At 33.7% G+C, this 20,046-nt stretch carries 17 protein-coding genes; 6 read left to right on the top strand and 11 right to left on the bottom strand.

Going from position 1 to position 20,046, the window contains the following annotated elements; all coding sequences use genetic code 11:
• Window positions 1-368: 368 nt before the first annotated feature.
• From BMY56_RS01060 to BMY56_RS01035, 6 genes are all read right to left on the bottom strand, one after another.
• Window positions 369-1,118: a LytR/AlgR family response regulator transcription factor gene (locus BMY56_RS01060; protein WP_091618886.1), complete on the bottom strand. Its 750-nt coding sequence runs from the start codon at window positions 1,116-1,118 to the stop codon at window positions 369-371.
• Between the two features lie 6 nt (window positions 1,119-1,124).
• A complete protein-coding gene (locus BMY56_RS01055) occupies window positions 1,125-4,157 on the bottom strand; it encodes a sensor histidine kinase (RefSeq protein WP_177170897.1) in 3,033 nt (1,010 codons plus the stop codon).
• A 41-nt stretch (window positions 4,158-4,198) separates the two neighbouring features.
• Window positions 4,199-5,230 (bottom strand): hypothetical protein, encoded by a 1,032-nt coding sequence (locus BMY56_RS01050; RefSeq protein ID WP_091618882.1) that lies wholly within the window; start codon window positions 5,228-5,230, stop codon window positions 4,199-4,201.
• A gap of 9 nt (window positions 5,231-5,239) precedes the next feature.
• Complete coding sequence (locus BMY56_RS01045) at window positions 5,240-6,130, bottom strand: SH3 domain-containing protein (RefSeq protein ID WP_091618880.1); 891 nt, start codon at window positions 6,128-6,130, stop codon at window positions 5,240-5,242.
• Between the two features lie 21 nt (window positions 6,131-6,151).
• Window positions 6,152-6,715, bottom strand: coding sequence for a hypothetical protein (locus BMY56_RS01040; RefSeq protein WP_091618878.1), 564 nt, complete (start codon window positions 6,713-6,715; stop codon window positions 6,152-6,154).
• 218 nt (window positions 6,716-6,933) lie between these two features.
• Window positions 6,934-9,090, bottom strand: a complete 2,157-nt coding sequence (locus tag BMY56_RS01035) for a VIT and vWA domain-containing protein (RefSeq protein ID WP_091618875.1) — start codon at window positions 9,088-9,090, stop codon at window positions 6,934-6,936.
• 196 nt (window positions 9,091-9,286) lie between these two features.
• On the opposite strand from BMY56_RS01035, the gene BMY56_RS01030 reads away from it, so the two are divergent.
• Window positions 9,287-9,748 carry a pyridoxamine 5'-phosphate oxidase family protein gene (locus BMY56_RS01030; RefSeq protein ID WP_091620007.1) on the top strand — a complete coding sequence of 154 codons (462 nt, stop codon included), beginning with the start codon at window positions 9,287-9,289 and terminating at the stop codon, window positions 9,746-9,748.
• A gap of 77 nt (window positions 9,749-9,825) precedes the next feature.
• On the opposite strand, the gene BMY56_RS01025 is transcribed toward BMY56_RS01030, so the two are convergent.
• The gene (locus tag BMY56_RS01025) at window positions 9,826-10,584 is read right to left on the bottom strand and encodes an RNA polymerase sigma factor (RefSeq protein WP_091618873.1); all 759 of its coding nucleotides are present in this window, start codon (window positions 10,582-10,584) and stop codon (window positions 9,826-9,828) included.
• 155 nt (window positions 10,585-10,739) lie between these two features.
• Here BMY56_RS01025 and BMY56_RS01020 point away from each other — a divergent pair, with 155 nt between their 5' ends.
• Window positions 10,740-13,241, top strand: coding sequence for a cation-translocating P-type ATPase (locus tag BMY56_RS01020; RefSeq protein ID WP_091618871.1), 2,502 nt, complete (start codon window positions 10,740-10,742; stop codon window positions 13,239-13,241).
• 12 nt (window positions 13,242-13,253) lie between these two features.
• Here BMY56_RS01020 and upp read toward each other — a convergent pair whose 3' ends face one another.
• The 4 genes from upp to BMY56_RS01000 form a co-directional block, all read right to left on the bottom strand.
• Window positions 13,254-13,907, bottom strand: a complete 654-nt coding sequence (gene upp, locus BMY56_RS01015) for a uracil phosphoribosyltransferase (protein ID WP_091618869.1) — start codon at window positions 13,905-13,907, stop codon at window positions 13,254-13,256.
• 112 nt (window positions 13,908-14,019) lie between these two features.
• A complete protein-coding gene (locus BMY56_RS01010; protein ID WP_091618867.1) occupies window positions 14,020-14,781 on the bottom strand; it encodes an SDR family NAD(P)-dependent oxidoreductase in 762 nt (253 codons plus the stop codon).
• 17 nt (window positions 14,782-14,798) lie between these two features.
• Window positions 14,799-15,425: a WG repeat-containing protein gene (locus BMY56_RS01005; protein ID WP_091618865.1), complete on the bottom strand. Its 627-nt coding sequence runs from the start codon at window positions 15,423-15,425 to the stop codon at window positions 14,799-14,801.
• Window positions 15,426-15,527: 102 nt separating this feature from the next.
• Window positions 15,528-15,929 carry a hypothetical protein gene (locus BMY56_RS01000; protein WP_091618863.1) on the bottom strand — a complete coding sequence of 134 codons (402 nt, stop codon included), beginning with the start codon at window positions 15,927-15,929 and terminating at the stop codon, window positions 15,528-15,530.
• A 90-nt stretch (window positions 15,930-16,019) separates the two neighbouring features.
• Here BMY56_RS01000 and BMY56_RS00995 point away from each other — a divergent pair, with 90 nt between their 5' ends.
• From BMY56_RS00995 to BMY56_RS00980, 4 genes are all read left to right on the top strand, one after another.
• On the top strand, window positions 16,020-17,171 hold the full coding sequence (locus BMY56_RS00995) for a PAS domain-containing sensor histidine kinase (protein ID WP_091618860.1): 1,152 nt from the start codon (window positions 16,020-16,022) through the stop codon (window positions 17,169-17,171).
• Window positions 17,171-18,220: a response regulator gene (locus tag BMY56_RS00990; RefSeq protein ID WP_091618858.1), complete on the top strand. Its 1,050-nt coding sequence runs from the start codon at window positions 17,171-17,173 to the stop codon at window positions 18,218-18,220. The genes BMY56_RS00995 and BMY56_RS00990 overlap by 1 nt, the downstream gene beginning before the upstream one ends.
• Before the next feature lie 95 nt (window positions 18,221-18,315).
• A complete protein-coding gene (locus BMY56_RS00985) occupies window positions 18,316-19,161 on the top strand; it encodes a universal stress protein (RefSeq protein ID WP_091618856.1) in 846 nt (281 codons plus the stop codon).
• A 17-nt stretch (window positions 19,162-19,178) separates the two neighbouring features.
• The gene (locus BMY56_RS00980) at window positions 19,179-20,021 is read left to right on the top strand and encodes a universal stress protein (RefSeq protein WP_091618854.1); all 843 of its coding nucleotides are present in this window, start codon (window positions 19,179-19,181) and stop codon (window positions 20,019-20,021) included.
• Window positions 20,022-20,046 lie beyond the last annotated feature (25 nt).

The following is a 20,046-nucleotide window of genomic DNA, read 5'->3' as shown; positions in this document are numbered from 1 at the left end:
AGTTTTAAATTGGTTTTTTAAGGTTATATCTACCATAGGCATATCTAACCATTACATATATCGTATTCTAAGAATATTACGTTCGTATAAACTTGGTTTGCAACTATTCAAGTTTTTACAAGAAAACTACTGCAATTAATCAGATTATTTTTTACAATCTTATAATCACAAAATTTGTGATTATAATTACAGCCCTCTAAAAATAGAAAGGGTTTTTTAACAATTATGTTAACCTTAACATAAAATATAACTTATTATGGTCTTTTTATGAATAACCTAAAAATGGCAACAGTATTTTCTGTTTATTCCATAACCAGAATAGAAATTCTTTAATTGAGTATTTGAAGATGTAAATCTCAATTTTTACTTTACCGATGCATTTTATCCAAAATCTCAATAATCTCGGTTTTTTTTCGAACCGAAACGGGTACATTCTCTCCGTTCTTGAGCATTAAATAACCACCATCGGTTTTTATATAGGCACTTATGCATTGAAGATTTACTAAATGACTTTGATGCACTCGTATAAAATCGTGACTACTTAAAAGCTCTGCAAAGTACTTTAAGGTCTTTGTTACGAATATCTTACGCTTATCTTGAAGGTGAAAAATAGTATTATTACTATCAGACTCACAACGTATAATATCATCTAAACTGACAATGATAATTTGATCTAAGGTATGTAATGATATCTTATTGGGTTTTTTCTCCGGTGCAGAAATGGTTTCCTTTAAAATCTGAAGTCGTTCTTTATTAGGCTGTAGTTGTTCCTTTGCGCGTGAAATAGCTAAGCTTAAATCTTCGTTCGAATACGGTTTTAATACATAGTCGATAGCAGCAAACTTAAAAGCACGTATGGCAAACTCATCACTTGCGGTTACAAAAATGATTTTGGATTTTAAATCTGGGAAAATCTCTAAAATATCAAACCCTGTACCATCACCCAGCATGATATCCAAGAACAAGATGTCCGGTTGATTTTTACGAAGCACCTTGGCAGCTTCCACTACACTCTGCGCCGTTGCGATAATTTCAATATCTGTATGCTGCGTCTCTATATCCTTCTTTAAAAGGGTTAATGCATCAATCATATCTTCTACTATTATCGCTGTGGGCATAGGTCTTTAATAATCTGTTAGTAAAGGTATTTTAAAGGTAATCTTGGTACCAGCAATACTACCGTTTTCATTTTTGATTTCACCGATATACAAGATATTTTTACCTGCAATAGATTCTAAACGTTCTTTGGTCACTGTCAATGCCATAGATTGATGGTCTGTTTTTGGCTTTTCATCTTGAGATTTAAAAATACCTAATCCGTTATCAATTATATTACAATGCAAATGCGTTTCGTCAGTGCTGAAACCTATTTCAAGCTTGCCCGGTTTATCGCCTTTTAAAATTCCATGTCGTATGGCATTTTCTACAAATGGTTGAATTAACATAGGCGGTATCAAAATCTCTTCTGCATCAGGGGTTGTTTGTATATTAAAATTGTATTCAAAAGGTTTCTGCGCCATTAACTGCTCCACTTCTACATAATGCCGTAACGCTTTAATTTCTTGGGCTAAACTGATATGTCCCTTTCTTGAATTCTGAAGCGTTTCCCTTAATAGAATAGCAAAACTATTGATAGTAGCATCCATCTTTTCTGGCTTGTTACCTGCCATAGCTTTAACGCCATTCAAAACATTAAATATAAAATGCGGATTCATTTGTAACTGAAGTGCTTTCTGTTCTAAGGTAAGCAGGTAATGCTGCGTTTTCAATCGCTCTTGTTCCACTTTATTTTTTGCTTTTATTTTACGGATATAAAACAGACCAAAACCTAACAATATCAAAATCGCCAATGCTAAAACCGACCATTGAAACCAATCTTTCTGATACAGCGGACTATCAATAAAAAAACTGAATTTTATCGGTTTACTTTCTTGCCATCTGAAGTTTCTAGATTGCACCGAAAAATTATGTGGACCATACGCCAGACCTGCGTAATTTTGCTTGTTCTCTTTTACCCACGGGCTCCACTCCGTTTCATCCAATCTTGTTCTATATCCAATTTCATTTGGGTGGTCTAGATCTACCGTTCTAAATGAAAAACCTAATTGCGTTTGTTCTGGAGTAAGCTGAAGTATTTTATTACTATTTGTCCAGTCTTTTAAAACTAAGGAATCTATTTTTTTATAACGTTCCTCTACTCCTGTAAAATAAACTGTTGGAGGCAATGACGCTTTCTTGCTTTCAGTTGGTATATGCTTGGTCAAACCATAAATAGCCCCGAACCAAAGGTTACCTTGGTCATCCTTATCTACGGCATTTAAGCACGTTTCTATTCCTAAAAAACCGTCATTTCTGCCAAAGTGATCAACGTCTACAATCTCGTTAGTAGGATTTAATTCTATTTTATCGACTCCTCGCTCAGAACCTGCCCACAAATATCCTTGGTCATCAAAAATGAGTTGGTAAATGTTATTTGATGATAAGTTTTTAGCTCCCTTAAGTTGTTGGAAATTTGTCGGATTACTACTATTTTCAAACCAAATACCTTTACCTGAAGTACCTAGATAGATGTTCTGTTTGTCAAAAAGAATAGTTCCAATAGAAGTTTGCTGTTCCAGACCTGTTTCAACAGCTGTAACTTTATTATTCTCAATATAACCTAGATATCCGTTTTGAGTTGCGTACCAAAACCTACCATTATTGTCTTTTACAAAGACTCTCATCAGCATGTCTGAAATACCATCTCGCTTTGTAAATGCCTTTCTAACTACTAAACTATCGTTATCTGAATAGTAATTAAATTTTACGATACCTTGAGCATATGTTGCTGCCCAAGTGTAATCATCTTCGGCAATTACAGAACGAACCCAATCTGAAGGAAAGCCTTTGCTTTCATCAATAATATGATTGCTAGTCTTTTCTACCGAAACGGTATCAATTTGTATTAAATAGGTTTCGCTAGATGAGAACACTAAGCTATCGACCATCTTAGTCTCTCTAAAAAGCATGCCTCTATTATCTGAACCAGCCCAAATATTGCCATTGGTGTCACTGGTAATCGTCTTAATTTTTACATCGAAAAAGGAACCGTCGTTTGGTAAGGGATGAATACCCGCAGAATCAATTTTTGATAAACCAGCTTCTGAACTAGAAAACCATAGTCCGTCTGGGGCATTATGAACCGCATAAATACGATTGCCTTTTAAACCTGTTCGTTGGTCATAATGCTTAAAATTATTCTGAAAATATTTATAGAATCCGCCACCAGAAGTTGCAATCCAAAGGTTGCCATTGTCATCATTTATAACCTTTCTTATATGCGGAGTTGCTAATCCACTAGAGGTATTCAAACGTTTTATCTCGGAAAATTTATTGGTCTCTACAATCGTAATTCCTTCGTTATCAGTAGCTATCCATAACTCATTTTCATTTTGAATTGACATCGAATTTATACGTGACGGTTCTGGCATTAAAAACTGATCATCAATGTTTTCTTGGTCCATTATAAAAACCCCGTCATCAAAAGTTGCTGCAAGTATCTTGTTGTTATGTGCTAAGACGGACTTAAAATTATTAACCTCAACCTTAGTTTTTTCAGTGGCAGATCCACTTAATTCATTAAGTTTCCATAAGGCGTTATTGGTTGCCAACCAATAATAATTACCATCAAAAAGTATGGAATTGATTTCACTCCCATCTATCGCTGGGTTGATGGTGATTTTCTGAAGTTCTTTATTTTTAGAATAGCTATATACTCCGTTTTTGGTTCCTATGAATAGAACGTTTTCTACGGAATAGAATTGAAGTATTTGAGGAGATTCCAAATTGACAAAACGGTTCTTGACTTTTATAGAAAGTCCTTTTCTACTCCCAACAAAAAGCGAATCGTTAGATGTGTATAAGGCATCAATGTAGTTGGATAGTAAACCATTATTTTCATTCCATACTTCAAATGTATTTCCGTCAAAATTTGCCAATCCGCCACCTTGAGTTCCTAACCACAAGTAGCCCATTTCATCTTGTACAATATCATATACTTTAGACTGGGGCAAACCATCTTCAATAGTGTATGCCCTTAACTGACTGTTTTGCGCAATCAATTGCATTGTTCCTAAGAAACAACAGAAGCATAAAAAGTATTTAAAAAGTACATTCAAATATGGATACTATTTTAAGTAATTAGTTAACGCTATAATGACTATAATATTTGATATAAAGAGCTGTCTTGTATGGTTATATTTTGATACTCACTGCCACCATTAGACTGCAAAATAGGTGCCAATACACAGAGTACCGTTGTTTTTCCTTTTATTATTAATTTATTGCCTAGAATAGAGCTCCTCCAACGGAATTTCTCAATGGGAATGTTCAATTTAAACAGCACCTCAGCCATTTCTGGAGATTCTGATATCCAATCCATAATTGCATCTTTATCTTTCAAATTAGGCATATCATTAACAGAATCAAAAGTAAACTCCCAATCTATCGGTATATTAAATTTGAAACTATAGGCTTTACCGAAGGAAGATTCTTGTCTCGTTTTTAACGCAGTAAACCAATCGATATTTACATCTGGGTAATCAAATTCAAAACCTTTCGCAAGATAATCAGGTCCTTGAGATTCTGCGGTAGGGTAATATCCGTAATACGGTTTCGCTAAATAATGGTCTGCATATTTACCCCCGAATACATTAAAATAAGCAGATGCATACACTTGTTTTGCACCAAAAGTGATTTTTAGTTCTTGCAACAAATCTTGATTTTCTCCTAAACCACAGGAATGAAATATAATTTTTGAATCTGAAGTCGCACCGTTCTTAATTGCCTGAATCCTATTTTCCTGAATAGCAATTTGTAAGGTCTTGACAGTTATTCGCTCACCAGAATTTGTTGTCTTTAAGGACATACCTAACCAAGCATTACTATGATTAACCACATGAATTTCTTTAAAACGAACTTGCCTATCACCTGCCCTATTTATATAATTCAGTATCTCATCAATAGAATATAATCCTTCAACTATTTTCATTTCCTTTTTTGTGAAATAGTTTTTAGCATTCGTATAGTAGGTATTATCACCTTCATCAAAACCAGCAATAAATACTATAGATTCTTCTACGTTCTCTATTTTTAAAGGCGTAGCAAGAGCCGTTTCTAATATTTTCGAAAACGGCTTCTTACTGACTAGCATTAGAACACAAACCAATACTATGATATTATACTTGCTCATTTTATTTTTTTAAAAGTCAGCAGTAACAACGGCATCTTTTGAAATTGCGGGAGCCCCTTCCTTTTTTATCAACTTAGACCCATTCCATACATACGGCGTAGTAATGAATTCTACATTGTTCTGTCCCAAGGCATCATCAAGGGTTTTGATATTCTTGGTAATGGTTGTTTTCAATAAAATTGTACTCTTAACTCCTTGCATATCCGATGGAAAAACAAAAGACTCGGTCTTTAAATAGGATGTGTCAGCATAGTCAATTAAATTGGCAACTTTCTTAAATCTTCCATTATTCCAAAATATATAACTCTTACCAACTTGATAGCCAGAGTCAGCATCGGCTAAATCTACCGTGATTACATCTTCTACATTAAAAAGACCTAAGCTGCCATGGTTTTCTATATGTATAGGAATTGCGGAAAGACTATCCAAAACCATCTTGTCTAATTGTTGTCCGTTTTTAAAGGCACGTAACTGGTATTTTACTTCTTTAATACCTGATGCATTTTTGCCACTACTTTCATAACCATACACAAACTTCACTTGGTTGTCGGCTATACTACCGAAGGATTTTTGTGCGATCATTCCTCCCCAAACCCAACCGGTTTCATTTTCTGTTGTTACGCGATACCAGTGACTACTTATGCCATCTATTTCTTTGGCGTACAGGCTCTTTTCCCACAATACCATTTTGGTTCCAATATCTAGAAGTGTTACTTTTTTACTTCTTACAGATGGCTTTTCTCTAAGAAATACTTTGTGGGCGAGTAGATACTCATATGTTAGCTCTTCAACTGGTATTTCTTTGTCCATTATTTCAAACTCAACTTGCTCTGTTTGAGCGATTACATTTACCAATGCGAATAAGCATAGGAATAAGGCACTTTTCTTTACATTTCTCATAATTCTAAATTTTATGGATTATTAATAATTAATTGCTGTTATAGCATCTTCAGCATCAAAATCATCATCGTTCCAAGCAATGCTGCGAAGCACTTTAATGTCTTTGATGGTATATGTTTCTGTGTATTGTAATGCAGCTCTTAGAATGGTTCCTTCCTTACCAAATGGCTGATTTGGAAAAATGTAGTGGATGTCTGAAATAGGTTCGTAGGCATACTCATTTTTGACACTTAGCAATGCAATGAAACTGCTATCATTGGTTACCATATAATAAAACTCTTCTATACTTGCACAACAAGTATTGTATTCTATGGTAATCTTCAATATTTCGGTTATGTCCTCTAGACCAGGATTCGATAAAACCGAGATGCGTATTTCATCTAATAAGCCATAATCTTGGATATTTAATGTTGCCAAATGATGTTCCGGATTATTGGTAACAACTACATCTATTGCCCATGTGTCTTCTTCCTCTTGACCAATGCTTCTTTGATTAGTTACATTATATTTATCAGTTAATTGAAATTCTTGTGCGTTAGTCACGCAAACACCTAGTATAAAGGCAAAAAGGATTAAATTTTTCATGATATTTATTTTAGTGATTTTGTTTCTATACCTCTAAATTACTATAGACATACAGGGTTTTAGGTGGTATTCTAGTATTCGTAGCATCTCATCTAGAATTCGTTGAAGCACTCGTAATTATTCAACTTTCACATGTTCTATCTAGGAATTATTGCAAAAGAAAAACCTGCAAGATTTTAAAAATCTCACAGGTCTTTTTCTCCTAATGGAGACACCAACTAACTAACTATTTTTTTTAAAGTCAAGGTCAATTCTTTTTTGACAGACTTTAATTCGATTTTCTCAAATTCCGATTGCATGTTCTTATCTACGGTCCAGGTAGCATTTTCTAATTTTTCAACGCTAATAACTTTACCTTGCGCATTGAATTTTAAGCGTAGGCTTTCATACTTTTTCAAGTATTCGGTTACTAATTGGGTATACATCACCTTAAAATCCATCGTCAATTTTCTTTTTATATTTTTCTCTATATCTTCTTCAAAATTCATGATGAAAGTGTGATTGAATTTGCTACTTTCTTTTATCGCAGCTTCTGCACCTACTGCCGAATTATTTACAGTATTGGGCATAGGCAACGGCTGTCTTACTTTGGTCAATGTTCCGTCTTTATTCACTATTGCTTCATCTACAGCTACAAAAGAGGTGTAATTGGTGAGTAAATTGTACTTTACTCCTAACGCTATTACCTGAGCTTTTACATCTTCATTAAATAGTTGGTTGTAATCATCTAACTCCCCTATTCTTTTTCTTGCCCACAAGTAACCTAATGCTTTGTTCGATTTGCTTAAATGCCCATCAGATACATTATATACTTCTCTAAATCGCTTTTTACCTTGATAGCCGGTTACAATAATTCTCCCTTCGGCTTTTCCACGGTATTTACCGTATATTAACACGGGTCTTGCCGCAAATACATCTGGTATACTTTTCTGGGCTAGATCATACATATCAAACCCTTTGGATTCAATTTTAATTCGCGTTACTAAAGGTTTGGCAATATATACCTCAAAATCCTTGGCTACTTCTTGGGCTTCTTCAGAAGTAGTGGCAATAAATGATTCGCTATTAGATACTTTAGCCATACCTTCAATTAAATATCTGTTTACGCTAGAGCCTATTCCAAAAGTGAAGACATTTGCCTGGTCAAGGTTATTGCCTATAAGCTCGAAAGCTTCTTTTTCAACACTAACATATCCATCGGTTATAATGACCATGGAGCGGGAAACACCCATATCCTTTCTTGGTAGTTTGTAAGCAAAATTCAATGCGCTTAGTAATCGGGTACCTCCACCTCCTTGACCATCGGACAGAAAGCGTATGGCTGCTTCAATGTTCTGCTCATTGATTTCTACCGATACCGGACTAAATACTGTGGAGCTAGATGCAAATAATTGAACGTTGAACGTATCTGTCATTCGTAATCCACACAACAGATTTCGCATCAATTCTCTGGACACTTCTAAGGGATAGCCGTTCATAGATCCTGATACATCTACAATAAACAAATACTCACGTGCTGGGATATCATCTAAAACCACATTGTTGTTGGGTTCCATTTGATAAGTAAAGAAATTTTCATCCTTACCTTCATATAGTAACATCCCTGTATTTATTTGATTTCCACGAAGGTTATAATCCAAGATAAAATCTCTATTAGAAGGATTTTCATTTTCCTCAGATAAAAATACCTCAACGGTTTTTGCATTTGGATAATTGACATTGACCTGATGTGTTTTGCTATTGATATTCTGAATAATCATACCCGCATTTAAAGTAACGGTGATATCAAAATCAAAACTGTCCGCAATTCCCTTAACCGTATAGGGCATTTTAAAACTGTCTTCATTATTAGAACTTTCGCCCTTAAATCGTGGACCCACTACTGCCGGTGCTACAAATTGATATTCGCCATTTACAGGTATCAATGTTTCTGTGTAATAGATATCTATTGCAATCTCATCGCCAGGCATAATATTACCAACGTTCATTTTAAACACATTGGGTCTATCTTGGTCTAATTTTGCTGCACGTTTGCCTTCGTTCAGCGCAGTTTCATATACCTTTTGGGCTTCTTGTTTTTCAAATATTTTAGCATTTACAATTCTATTGCCAATGGTCATTTGCATTTTATGTACTGCAGCTTGTGTAGAGAGTGGAAATACATATCTAGCTTCTAGAGGCTGAGCTCCTTTATTCTGATACACTTGTGTAACTTGAACATGAGCAATAGTGCCCGATATATTCACAGCCGTTTTTGAAGATTTTAATGGAATTAACGCATTTTCGGTAGACACCAATAAATACGGACTATTATCATCTTGAGCAAAACCTGTGAAGAAGGTTAAGCATAGTAAAATGGAGTAAAGTAATTTCATGATCGTTGTTTTTAGATTAGTATTATTTAAAGTCAAATCTAAATGTGAATAATCAGTAATTACAAGGTCTTTTAGTATTCGTCGGCTATGAGCTAGAATTCGTTGATTACTATATCTTGGCTACTACTGACCAATATCATATGCCACTACTTCAATGATTTATATATTTATCGAATTATTAAACATAAAAAAAGTCATGAGAAGAAATTTGGATGAAAAGGAATGTACAGCACTCCTTGAACATAACTACATAGGGCGACTAGCTTATATTTCAGGAGGATGTCCACATATTGTTCCCATTACTTATTTCTATGATTCTGAGACCAATAGTATTACTAGTTATTCTTCTGAAGGTCATAAAATTCGGGAGATGAGAAAAAATACTGCCGTTTGTTTAGCCATTGACGAGATAGCTTCTATCTCGAATTGGAAGTCGGTACTCGTACAAGGTACTTTTGAAGAACTCTCACGCATTGATGCAAAATATATGCTTCATGAGTTTTCTGAGGGAGTAAAGAAAGTTATTAAAAACAACTACGGTGAGCATCCAAAATACATAAGCGAGTTTTCCGCTAAAATTGATGCTGAAGATATACCCATTGTATTTCGTATCAATATCTCTGAAATAACCGGAAAGTTTCGAAAAAACGATTATTAGGATTTAGTCCTAAAAATAAAAACAACTTAAACTATAAAAATGCTCTCATTGTTTAATGAAAGCATTTTTATTATAATCTAATTACTATCAATTAAGAATCGCTTTTCAATACTGTTTCTAAGTATTTTACGTGCCTCCATCAAATCTTTCTCCACTTCACTGAGCTTGGCATCTCTAATATTTGCAATCTCATTTAAAGTAAAGCCCTCATTTGTAAAAAGCTGAAAAATTGTTCTCATACGCGTATCCATCTTATCAAGCACCAACTGCACATGGCGTGCAACGCGATCTTTATTCAAAGAAGCATCTAATTTTTCTGCAAGTTCTTTTTCTTCATCCGTAATAAAAACATGGTCAAGGGTATAATCATGCTTATTTAAGGATTTATCATCCATTTCTTCTAACATTACAAAATCACCATCACCGTCTCTGCTATATTTTTCTTCCATTGCTTCCCACTCTGGTTTTGAATAAGTGTCTATATTATCAAAGAACGCATGATCAAACTCCTCTTCTACCAAACTGTCTTCCAATAACTGATCTACTTTTTTATAGAGAAAAGTATGTAGTTCATTTTCATTTTTTATTTCCCCTAAATTGTCATAGACCTCAATAAATAATTGATCCGTGAAATCATTCGGCTTAAACATGCCTTTATTCAATTTTCCCTTAGATACTGCGCTATTTAATCGTTTAGCTACATACCGATATATTTTTGGAAGAATTTTTAAAAGCTCTTTATTAAACGACTCTTGATTATTCTCACTTTTATATGAGACTAATCTAGAATACGTTTCTTTCATTATAACTCGCATATCATTTATTTCTATATTCATAATTCTAAACTTAAAGGATTAATACCAGTATAAAAGTGCAACCTTATTCGTGTAATTAATATGATAAATATCAGTATATTCAAGTAGGCTTTAATCTAATTTAGTCTTAACTATGGTTCATATCAGCCCCATATATACTACATTAATAACAGTTTATGAATAGCCCAAAAGATTTCGGAATAACTGGTCTTACGGATAAAGAAGTTAGTATTTCACGAGAAAAATATGGCTCAAACACCTTCAATTATAAAAAAGAAAATAGCTTTTTAGATGCCCTTAAAAGCATCGCTAAAGAACCCATGGTTCTATTATTACTAGTTGCCTCCTCTATATATTTCATAACCGGTAATTGGGGAGATGGTATTTTTTTAGCTTCTGCCATTATTCTTGTAGGATCTATATCACTATATCAAGATTCTAGAAGTAGAAAAGCGTTAGAAAACCTTAAAAATCTAACACATCCAAAAAGTAAGGTGATCCGTAATGGTGCGATTGTTGAAATTAATAGTCAAGACATAGTTGTTGGTGATTATCTTATGGTAGAAGAAGGTACCACCATCTCTGCCGATGGAACCATTGTACACTCAAATGATTTTTCGGTTAATGAATCCGTTTTAACAGGAGAATCGCTTTCCATTTATAAAGACTTTTCTAGTTCAGATAATTCAATTTTTACAGGAAGTACGGTCGCTAGCGGATTAGCCATCGCACAAATTACCGCTATTGGAAATTTAACGAAACTTGGAAAAATAGGAAAAAGCCTTGAGGGAATTACCGAAGAAAAAACTCCATTAGAACTAAAAATTTTCAACTTCGTAAAATTGATGTCTTTTTGGGGAGGCGCTATATTTTTGTTGGTATGGACTATTAACTATCTGCGTTCAGGAGTAATACTAGACAGTCTATTACAGGCCCTTACCTTAGCTATGAGTATTCTTCCTGAAGAAATTCCTGTTGCATTTACCACTTTTATGGCTTTAGGTGCTTGGCGACTTATGAAAATGGGAATAGTTGTAAAGCAAATAAAAACGGTAGAAACATTAGGTAGCGCAACAGTTATCTGTACTGATAAAACCGGTACCATTACCCAAAACAAAATGGCCTTGGCCAAACTTTTCACCTTAGAAACGGGACAAGTAATAAATGCCGATGAAAATTTAGAAACCAAAGAAAAGGATTTAGTTACTATGGCTATGTGGTCCAGTGAACCTATACCTTTTGACCCAATGGAAATTGCCCTCCATAATGCCTATGGCAAAATATCACTTAACGATGAGCGTCCAAACTATAAGATGGTTCATGAATACCCATTAGGTGGTAAACCGCCCATGATGACCCATCTCTTTGAAAATTCAACTGGCGAACTAATCGTAGCCGCCAAGGGTGCTCCTGAAGCTATAATTGCAGTATCTGACCTGACTCCTTCGGAAATAGAGATACTGCAAGAAACTATTTTAAATTTAGGAAAAGAAGGTTATAGATTATTAGCGGTGGGCAAAGGCAATTTTACGGGAAAAGAATACCCCAAACAACAACAAGATTTAAAATTTGATTTTAAAGGTATCGTTGCATTTTACGACCCGCCAAAAGAAAACATTTCTCAAGTACTTAAAGAATTTGAAAGTGCGGGTATTCAGGTAAAACTGGTTACAGGAGACAATGCCAGTACAGCTATGGCCATTGCTAAACAAATCAATTTTAAAGGTTATGAAAAATGTATTTCGGGCGATGAATTAATGCAACTAACAGATGTAGAATTACAAGAGAAAGTAAAAAATATTAATGTTTTCTCCAGGATGTTCCCCGATGCAAAATTGCGAATTGTAAATGCGCTTAAGAAAAATAACGAAGTAGTTGCCATGACCGGCGATGGTGTCAATGACGGACCCGCATTAAAAGCTTCTCATATTGGCATTGCCATGGGAAAAAAAGGAACCGAGATAGCGAAACAGGCAGCATCTCTAATTTTAGTAGATGATGATCTCTCTAAAATGGTAGATGCTATTGCTATGGGTAGAAAAATTTACACCAATTTAAAAAAGGCTATTCAGTATATTATTTCTATTCACATTCCAATAATTCTTACCGTGTTTATACCGTTAGCCTTACGATGGATCTATCCGAATATATTCTCGCCCTCTCATGTCATCATACTCGAATTGATTATGGGACCAACATGTTCTATCATATTTGAAAATGAACCTTTAGAAAGGAATTTGATGTTCAAAAAACCCAGACCATTTTCTACAACTTTTTTTAACTACAAAGAATTGGCTACTAGTATTATACAAGGTATATTTATAACATTAGGGGCTCTATTTGTATATCAATATTCGGTTGCTGTCGGTTTTTCAGAAAGTATCACTAGAACAATGGTATTTATGGTTTTGATATTTGCAAATATCTTTCTAACCTTAGTCAATCGTTCTTTTTATTATTCCATTTTCACCACCCTAAATTACAAGAATCCCTTGGTTCCTTTAATCATTGGAATCACCCTAACACTTTCACTACTTTTACTATATATTCCGGCTTTTACACACTTTCTTGAATTTGAAAGTTTATCCATTAATCAATTGGGTATATCTTTATTAGCGGGTGGTGCCTCGGTACTATGGTATGAATTTGTAAAATTGGTAAAACGCTCTAAAAATTAGAGTTAGGGTTTATTATAATTTTTCACCAAAAGCTAAATCACCAGCATCGCCAATACCTGGTACTATATAACCCCGTGAATTTAATTCTGGATCAATGGCGGCAATCCATAAATGGGTATGCTCTGGAAAAATTTCATTTATATACTCAATACCCTGCTGAGACCCTATCACTGAGATGATATGAATAGCCGATGGAGTGCCATGTTGTTTCAATGCCAATAGTACATTTTCTAAAGTTCTACCGGTTGCTAACATAGGATCTGTGAGTACTAATATTTTACCTACTAAAGATGGAGCAGCAAAATATTTTACAATTACCTCAAAATTATCGCTATTGCCGTCATGCTTTCGAAAAGCAGAAATAAAGCCATTCTCGGCGGTATCAAAATAATTAAGAAGTCCTTGATGAAGTGGTAAACCAGCCCTTAGAATAGAACATATTACCAAATGATCCTGATTAAGATTCATTTCTTTAACACCTAAGGGTGTTTTCACCCTTGCCGGACTATACCCTAATTCTTTACTGAATTCATAACCAAGAACCTCCCCTATTCGTTCAATATTTAGTCGAAAACGCATAGCATCTTTTTGAACTTTTGAATCACGTATTTCTGAAATAAACTGATTAAGAATTGAATTTTTCTCTCCTAAATTATGAACTATCATGAAGGCTGATTTTATTTCTAAAGTACTATTTTTAAATACAAGACTTGAATATATGAATGATATCATTCATATATTCAAGTCTTGTATTATTTTGCTTTTGTAGCATTACTGTTTAGGCATTCAGCATACCACCATCAATTATATGTGTACAGCCGGTAATGAATTTACTTTCATCAGACGCCAAAAACAATGCACATTCACCAATCTCTTTTGAAGTAGCATAACGACCAAAAGGGACGGCTGCGATAAAACCATCTTTAACAACCTTTGGACTATCAGGAGACATATCGCTTTCTATTCTACGCATCATATCATTATCAACCGGACCAGGGTGTATTGTATTCAGCCGTATTTTTCTTGAAGCATTCTCAACAGCAGCAACTCTCATAATACCCACAACTGCGTGTTTAGTAGCTACATATGCACCTAAACCTGCAAAACCTTTTAAACCTGCGACTGAAGATGTGATAATGACACTACCCCCATTTTCCATCTTTGGGATAATATATTGACAACCCAACCAAACTCCTTTTAAATTTACAGCAATTACTTTATCGAATACATCTTCAGGGTATTCTGAAATAGGACGTGAAACTCCTTCAATACCTGCATTGGCAAAGAAAATATCTATTTTACCAAAGGTTTTTAAAGAATGGTTTAAAAACTTAATTGTATCCTCCTTTTTAGAAACATCTGCCTGAAAATAGGAGATGTTCTTGTTATTTAACTTTGCACGTGCTTTTTCAATAGCTTCAGAATTTTTATCAACTAAAACTACCTTGGCACCTTGCTCTAAAAATAGGTTTGCTGTAGCTAAACCTATACCTCCTGTACCTCCGGTAATAACAGCAACCTTATCTTTTAATCTTTCCATGTGTATTAATTTTTTACTTACAATTTGTTAATTGACCAACCTTTTCCTGCCTTTTGAGTGGCTACCAAATTTTCACTTATAATTTTAGCTCCGATTTCAGGCATTTCATAACGCTTAATCGTCATTTGTATATGGTCTCTTTTTTCAAAATAATCTGTTATCTCACCCGCCGTATTTAAACGGACATCAAAAAATTTGTACTCATAAATCTTTAACTTAAATTCATTTTCCCCCTTAAAAGTTTTATCGAAAAGCACGGCGGTAGTAAACCCATTTTTAAAGGGGAAAACATTTAAAAACTGAGGTTTTATAACCACAGCTCCAGTTTTATCAATGAAACCAAATACAGGCACCCCATCCTCTACGGTATTCTTAATAAGGCACAAACCTTCATTAAACATTGGGTATTTTACACTTAACACGTCTGTTTTAGTTACGTCAACTTTTGGGCTTGTATAAATGTCATCTCTAAATTCAATGACCAGTTTGCCCTCTTCGTTAATGAAACCCCATTGTTGACCTTTACGTACCGCTGCCAAGCCTTCACTAAAAGGAGCTATTTCATCAATATTTTGTAATACTTGTGCCGATATGGGTAATGCCACCAATATGGTGAATACCCATAGAAATATTCTTTTTTTCATAATTTTTATATTTTAATTGTTTCACCAAAGTAGGCTGTTCATTATCAAATTACTATGACCCAAATCAGTCTTCAAGATTGAATAAGTAGTGATTGTTTTGGTTTATCTGAATAAAATTTCAATTTTTGAAAGAAGTATCAACTCGGCCTTATTTTTACCTGCAAAGGCGTTTGCCATTGCTGTGGCTGTATCTAAAGTCAACCTTTTTATATCAGGTGTAAACATCTTTACATGTTCCTTATAAAACTCCTTAAATTGTTTAAAACAATCCTTAGCTTCTTTCTCATACTCCAAACACCAGTCAAATGTAGTTTCGATTCTAAATGCGGCATCTGAACCATATTCATCTTCAATAGCATCAATATCTAACCAATAACTACGAATGTAGGATCGTAAATGATCAACTTCTTTTGTATGTACAGTGCCATCTGTACTAGCCATGGCATAGAATAACTTTCCTAAATTCTCATAAAGCTCGATACCAAATTTTTGTGAGTTTAACATATCTTTAAAATTGAAATTAATATTTAGAAAAATTACTTTTATAACACCAACTTTACTATGATAATTATCAGTTAAGGATTATATTTAAAAATGAATGTTTTTGAAAAAAATAGTAATATTTTCAATCTATTATCAGAAGGAATTTCTGAGGGTATAATTCTCGTAAATACGAAACAAGAAATTGTAGCTACCAATTCTTCTGCCGAAGAAATGTTTGGTTATGATAAAGACGGACTCATTGGTAAATCATTAGACTGCATAATACCTAAAAGATTCCACAATAAACATTCAGATCATTTTTCTAGTTTTATGGAGAAAAGTGAAAAAAGAAAAATGGGTAATGGTCTCGATTTAAGTGGCCTTAGAAAAAATGGGGTAGAATTTCCTGTTGAGGCTGGTTTAAACCCTTTCGTATTATATGGTAATAGGTATGTAATGGCATTGGTTACCGACATTACAGATCGTAAAAATTACACACAAAATCTCGAACAAACTGTTCAAGAACGTACCAAACAATTGACAGATGCACTAGAAAAGGAAAAAGAGCTCAATGAGCTTAAAACGCGGTTTTTGTCTTTGGTTTCCCATGAGTTTAAAACTCCTCTTAGTAGTATACTCACCTCTGCAACCTTGCTCTCAAAATATAAAGAAACCGATCAACAAGAAAAACGTGACCAACACGTAGAAACTATAAAATCTAAGGTTCGACAGTTAGATACAATTCTTAACGATTTTCTATCTGTAGAACGTTTAGAATTGGGTAAAGTAAATTATGCAGTTGAAGATTTTCCCCTAAGTAGAGTAATTAACGAGGTAGTTTACGATGCTAACATGCTTCTTAAAACCGCACAGCAAATTCGTTACCCGGACAATATAGATGAAGTAGTGATAAAATTTGATGAGAAAACCTTAGCCTTGGCATTGTCTAATTTACTCCAAAATGCCATTAAATATTCTCCAGAAGATTCTACCATTAAAATACTTTTCACAATTGAAAAAGAATTTTTGATCTTAGAAGTTATAGATCAAGGATTAGGTATACCCGAAGAACAGCAGAAGTATATTTTTGATCGTTATTTTAGGGCTGAAAATGCATTATTGAACCAAGGTACAGGCATAGGTTTAAATATAGCCAAGCAACACCTTGAAAATTTGGGTGCAACACTCACATTTGAAAGTAAAGAAAATATAGGCTCTACGTTTATAATTCATATTCCAAAAAATATAAAAACCAATTATTAATGAAGACTATTTTATTAATTGAAGATGATAAAATTTTACGAGAGAACACAGAAGAACTTTTAGAAATTTCTGGTTATCAAGTTTTTACTGCAGCAAATGGTAAAATTGGAATAGCAAGTGCAATAGAAAAACTACCCGATTTAATTGTTTGTGATATTATGATGCCCGAAGTTGATGGCTATGGTGTTTTAGAGGCACTATCGAGCGAAGAAAGTACCTTACATATTCCATTTATTTTTCTTTCAGCGATTACAGAACATAAATCTATTCGAAAAGGAATGGACCTTGGTGCCGATGATTATCTAACCAAACCTTTTGAAGAAGAAGAATTAATAAGTGCCATTGAAAGCCGAATGGCTAAAGCTAAATTACTTCACGATATTAACGTCAATAAAAAAGAACAAGTTGACGACCCTGATGAAATCGGGAACCTTAATCAACTTAAAAATTACTTTGACGATAATGGCGAAGTAATTAAAATAAATGAAGGAAATACCATTTACCAAGAAGGTATACGTTCTACCAATGTATATCTTATTTTAAAAGGTGTCGTAAAATGCCATACCATGGATCAAGATGGTAAAGAACTTATCACCTCTTTATATCATGCCGATGATTTTTTAGGTTTTACCTCATTGATGAATAATGTTGTAAATCAAGAAACCGCTACAGCCTTAGAACCAGTAGAACTAGCTTCTATTTCTAAAGAGCAATTACTACAAATTGTTTCTGAAAACCATACTATTCCCTTAGAGTTAATGGCTCTTTTATCTGATAATATTTCAGACATTAAACATCAACTTTTACAAATGGCATATAGTTCGGTTCGCAAAAAAACAGCGCAAACCTTATTGCAATTTGCCGAAATCATGAATAATGATGCCTCTGAGCCTATTAGAATATCTCGTGCCGATCTAGCCAGTGTTGCAGGTATCGCTACCGAAAGTTTAATTAGAACACTTTCTGGCTTTAAAAAGGAAGGGCTTATTGAAATTGAAGGTAGAAACATACGTATAAAAGAACTTAAGGTTCTTAAATATGTTACCTAATCTGTTCTAGTTTTTCTTATTTTAAATAGACTGCATGATAAATATCATAGGTTTTCTTTTTGCACTCAAATACTTTTAGAGAGCAAAAATAAACTATGAAACATATTTTAATTCCTACCGATTTTTCAAGTAATGCAAATCATGCTATTTCGTATGCTTTACAACTTTTTAAATATGAGCGTACGAATTTTTATTTTATTCATGCTTATGCAGATGAAGTATATGGCCCTTTTCATAATGAAAATAATGACGCTTTTGAGGACGAAAAACAAGCCATTGAAAAAAGTTCTGAAAATGAATTAAGCAAGCTTGTAAAGGAAATTAAAGAGCGAACCCAAAATCCTAAACATCATTACGAGGCGATCACATCTTTTGAATCATTGGTAGATGCTGTCAATAATTTTGTGAACATCAAAAATATTGACCTCATGATTATGGGCACAAAAGGTAAAACCGCAAACTCTAAAATAACGTTCGGTAGTAATACAATTCAAGTATTTAAATATGTGAAGTGTCCGGTTTTAGCAATTCCAGACGGGTACGAATACAGTCAACCAAAAAAGATTCTTTTTCCTAGCGACTATATGTTACCTTATAAAAGAAGAGAACTTCAACTTTTAGATACGTTGGCAGCACAATTTAAAGCACAAATATTCAGCTTGTATATATCTGATTTTGAAGATTTAAGTTTAAGACAATCAGATAATAAGAAGTTTTTAAAAGAATCACTACCTAACGCTAAACTATCGTTTGTTATAAAGCCTGTAGAGAATAGAGCAAAAGCTATTATGACCTATATTAAAGATAATGATATAGATCTTTTGGTTATGGTTAATTCTAGACATTCATTTTTAGAAGATATGCTATACCGTTCTACGATTGATGAAATCGGACTAACACCTACTGTTCCATTTTTAGTAATGCAAAATTTACCAAGGTAATCTTAAAAAAAAATCAAATGAAGAAGATAGTATTAACAACAGATTTTTCAGAAAATGCCTGGAATGCAATTTTTACAGCTTTAAAAATATATGCAGATGTAGATTGCCATTTTTACCTATTGCATGCTTATGAGCCTTCAACATTAAACCTATTAGGAACTAAAAGCCAACAACGGTTAGGTGTAATTTATGATTCACTTTCAAAGCATTCTGAACAAGAATTAGAAGAAATGCTCAGGTATTTTGAGATTAACCATAAAAACCCTAAGCATAAATTTACCACGGTATCCAAATCAGAGACTTTAGAAGAAGCTGTCAAGAATATAGTTCGCCAGAATGATATTGATGTATTAATGATGGGTACACAAGGGGCTACAGGTGCTAAAGAGGTTTTCTTAGGAAGTAATACAGTTAAAGTATTAAAAACTGTAAAAAACATTCCAATTTTTGCCATACCGGGTGGTTTCAATTTTCAAAAACTACAAACTATAATTTTCGCTACAGATTTCACTAAACCCTTCAAAAAAAACGAATTAAACACAATCATAGAACTTGCCAAACTTTGGAAAGCTCAAATTGAAATTGTTCATGTGGCCATAGAATTTAATTTGAACGATACCCAAAATACTAACAAGACCACATTAAAGGAAAGATTTGCAGGATTAGATTATCAATTTAAAAATGTACCATTTGAAATAAATATATCTCATAGTATAGATGCATATGCTGGGAATATAGATTCTTCTATTCTAAGTATTATTCGTCATCAACATACCTTCTGGGAAAAAATTATAGGAGAAGCCGTAATTAAAAAAATAGCCTTTCATTCTAGTATTCCCGTAATCTTTTTACCTCAATAAATTTTAAAATATTTTTTTATTTCTA

Source organism: Maribacter orientalis (assembly GCF_900109345.1).
In the GTDB taxonomy this organism is placed as follows: Bacteria; Bacteroidota; Bacteroidia; order Flavobacteriales; family Flavobacteriaceae; genus Maribacter; species Maribacter orientalis.
This window is presented reverse-complemented; position numbering and strand designations above follow the sequence as displayed.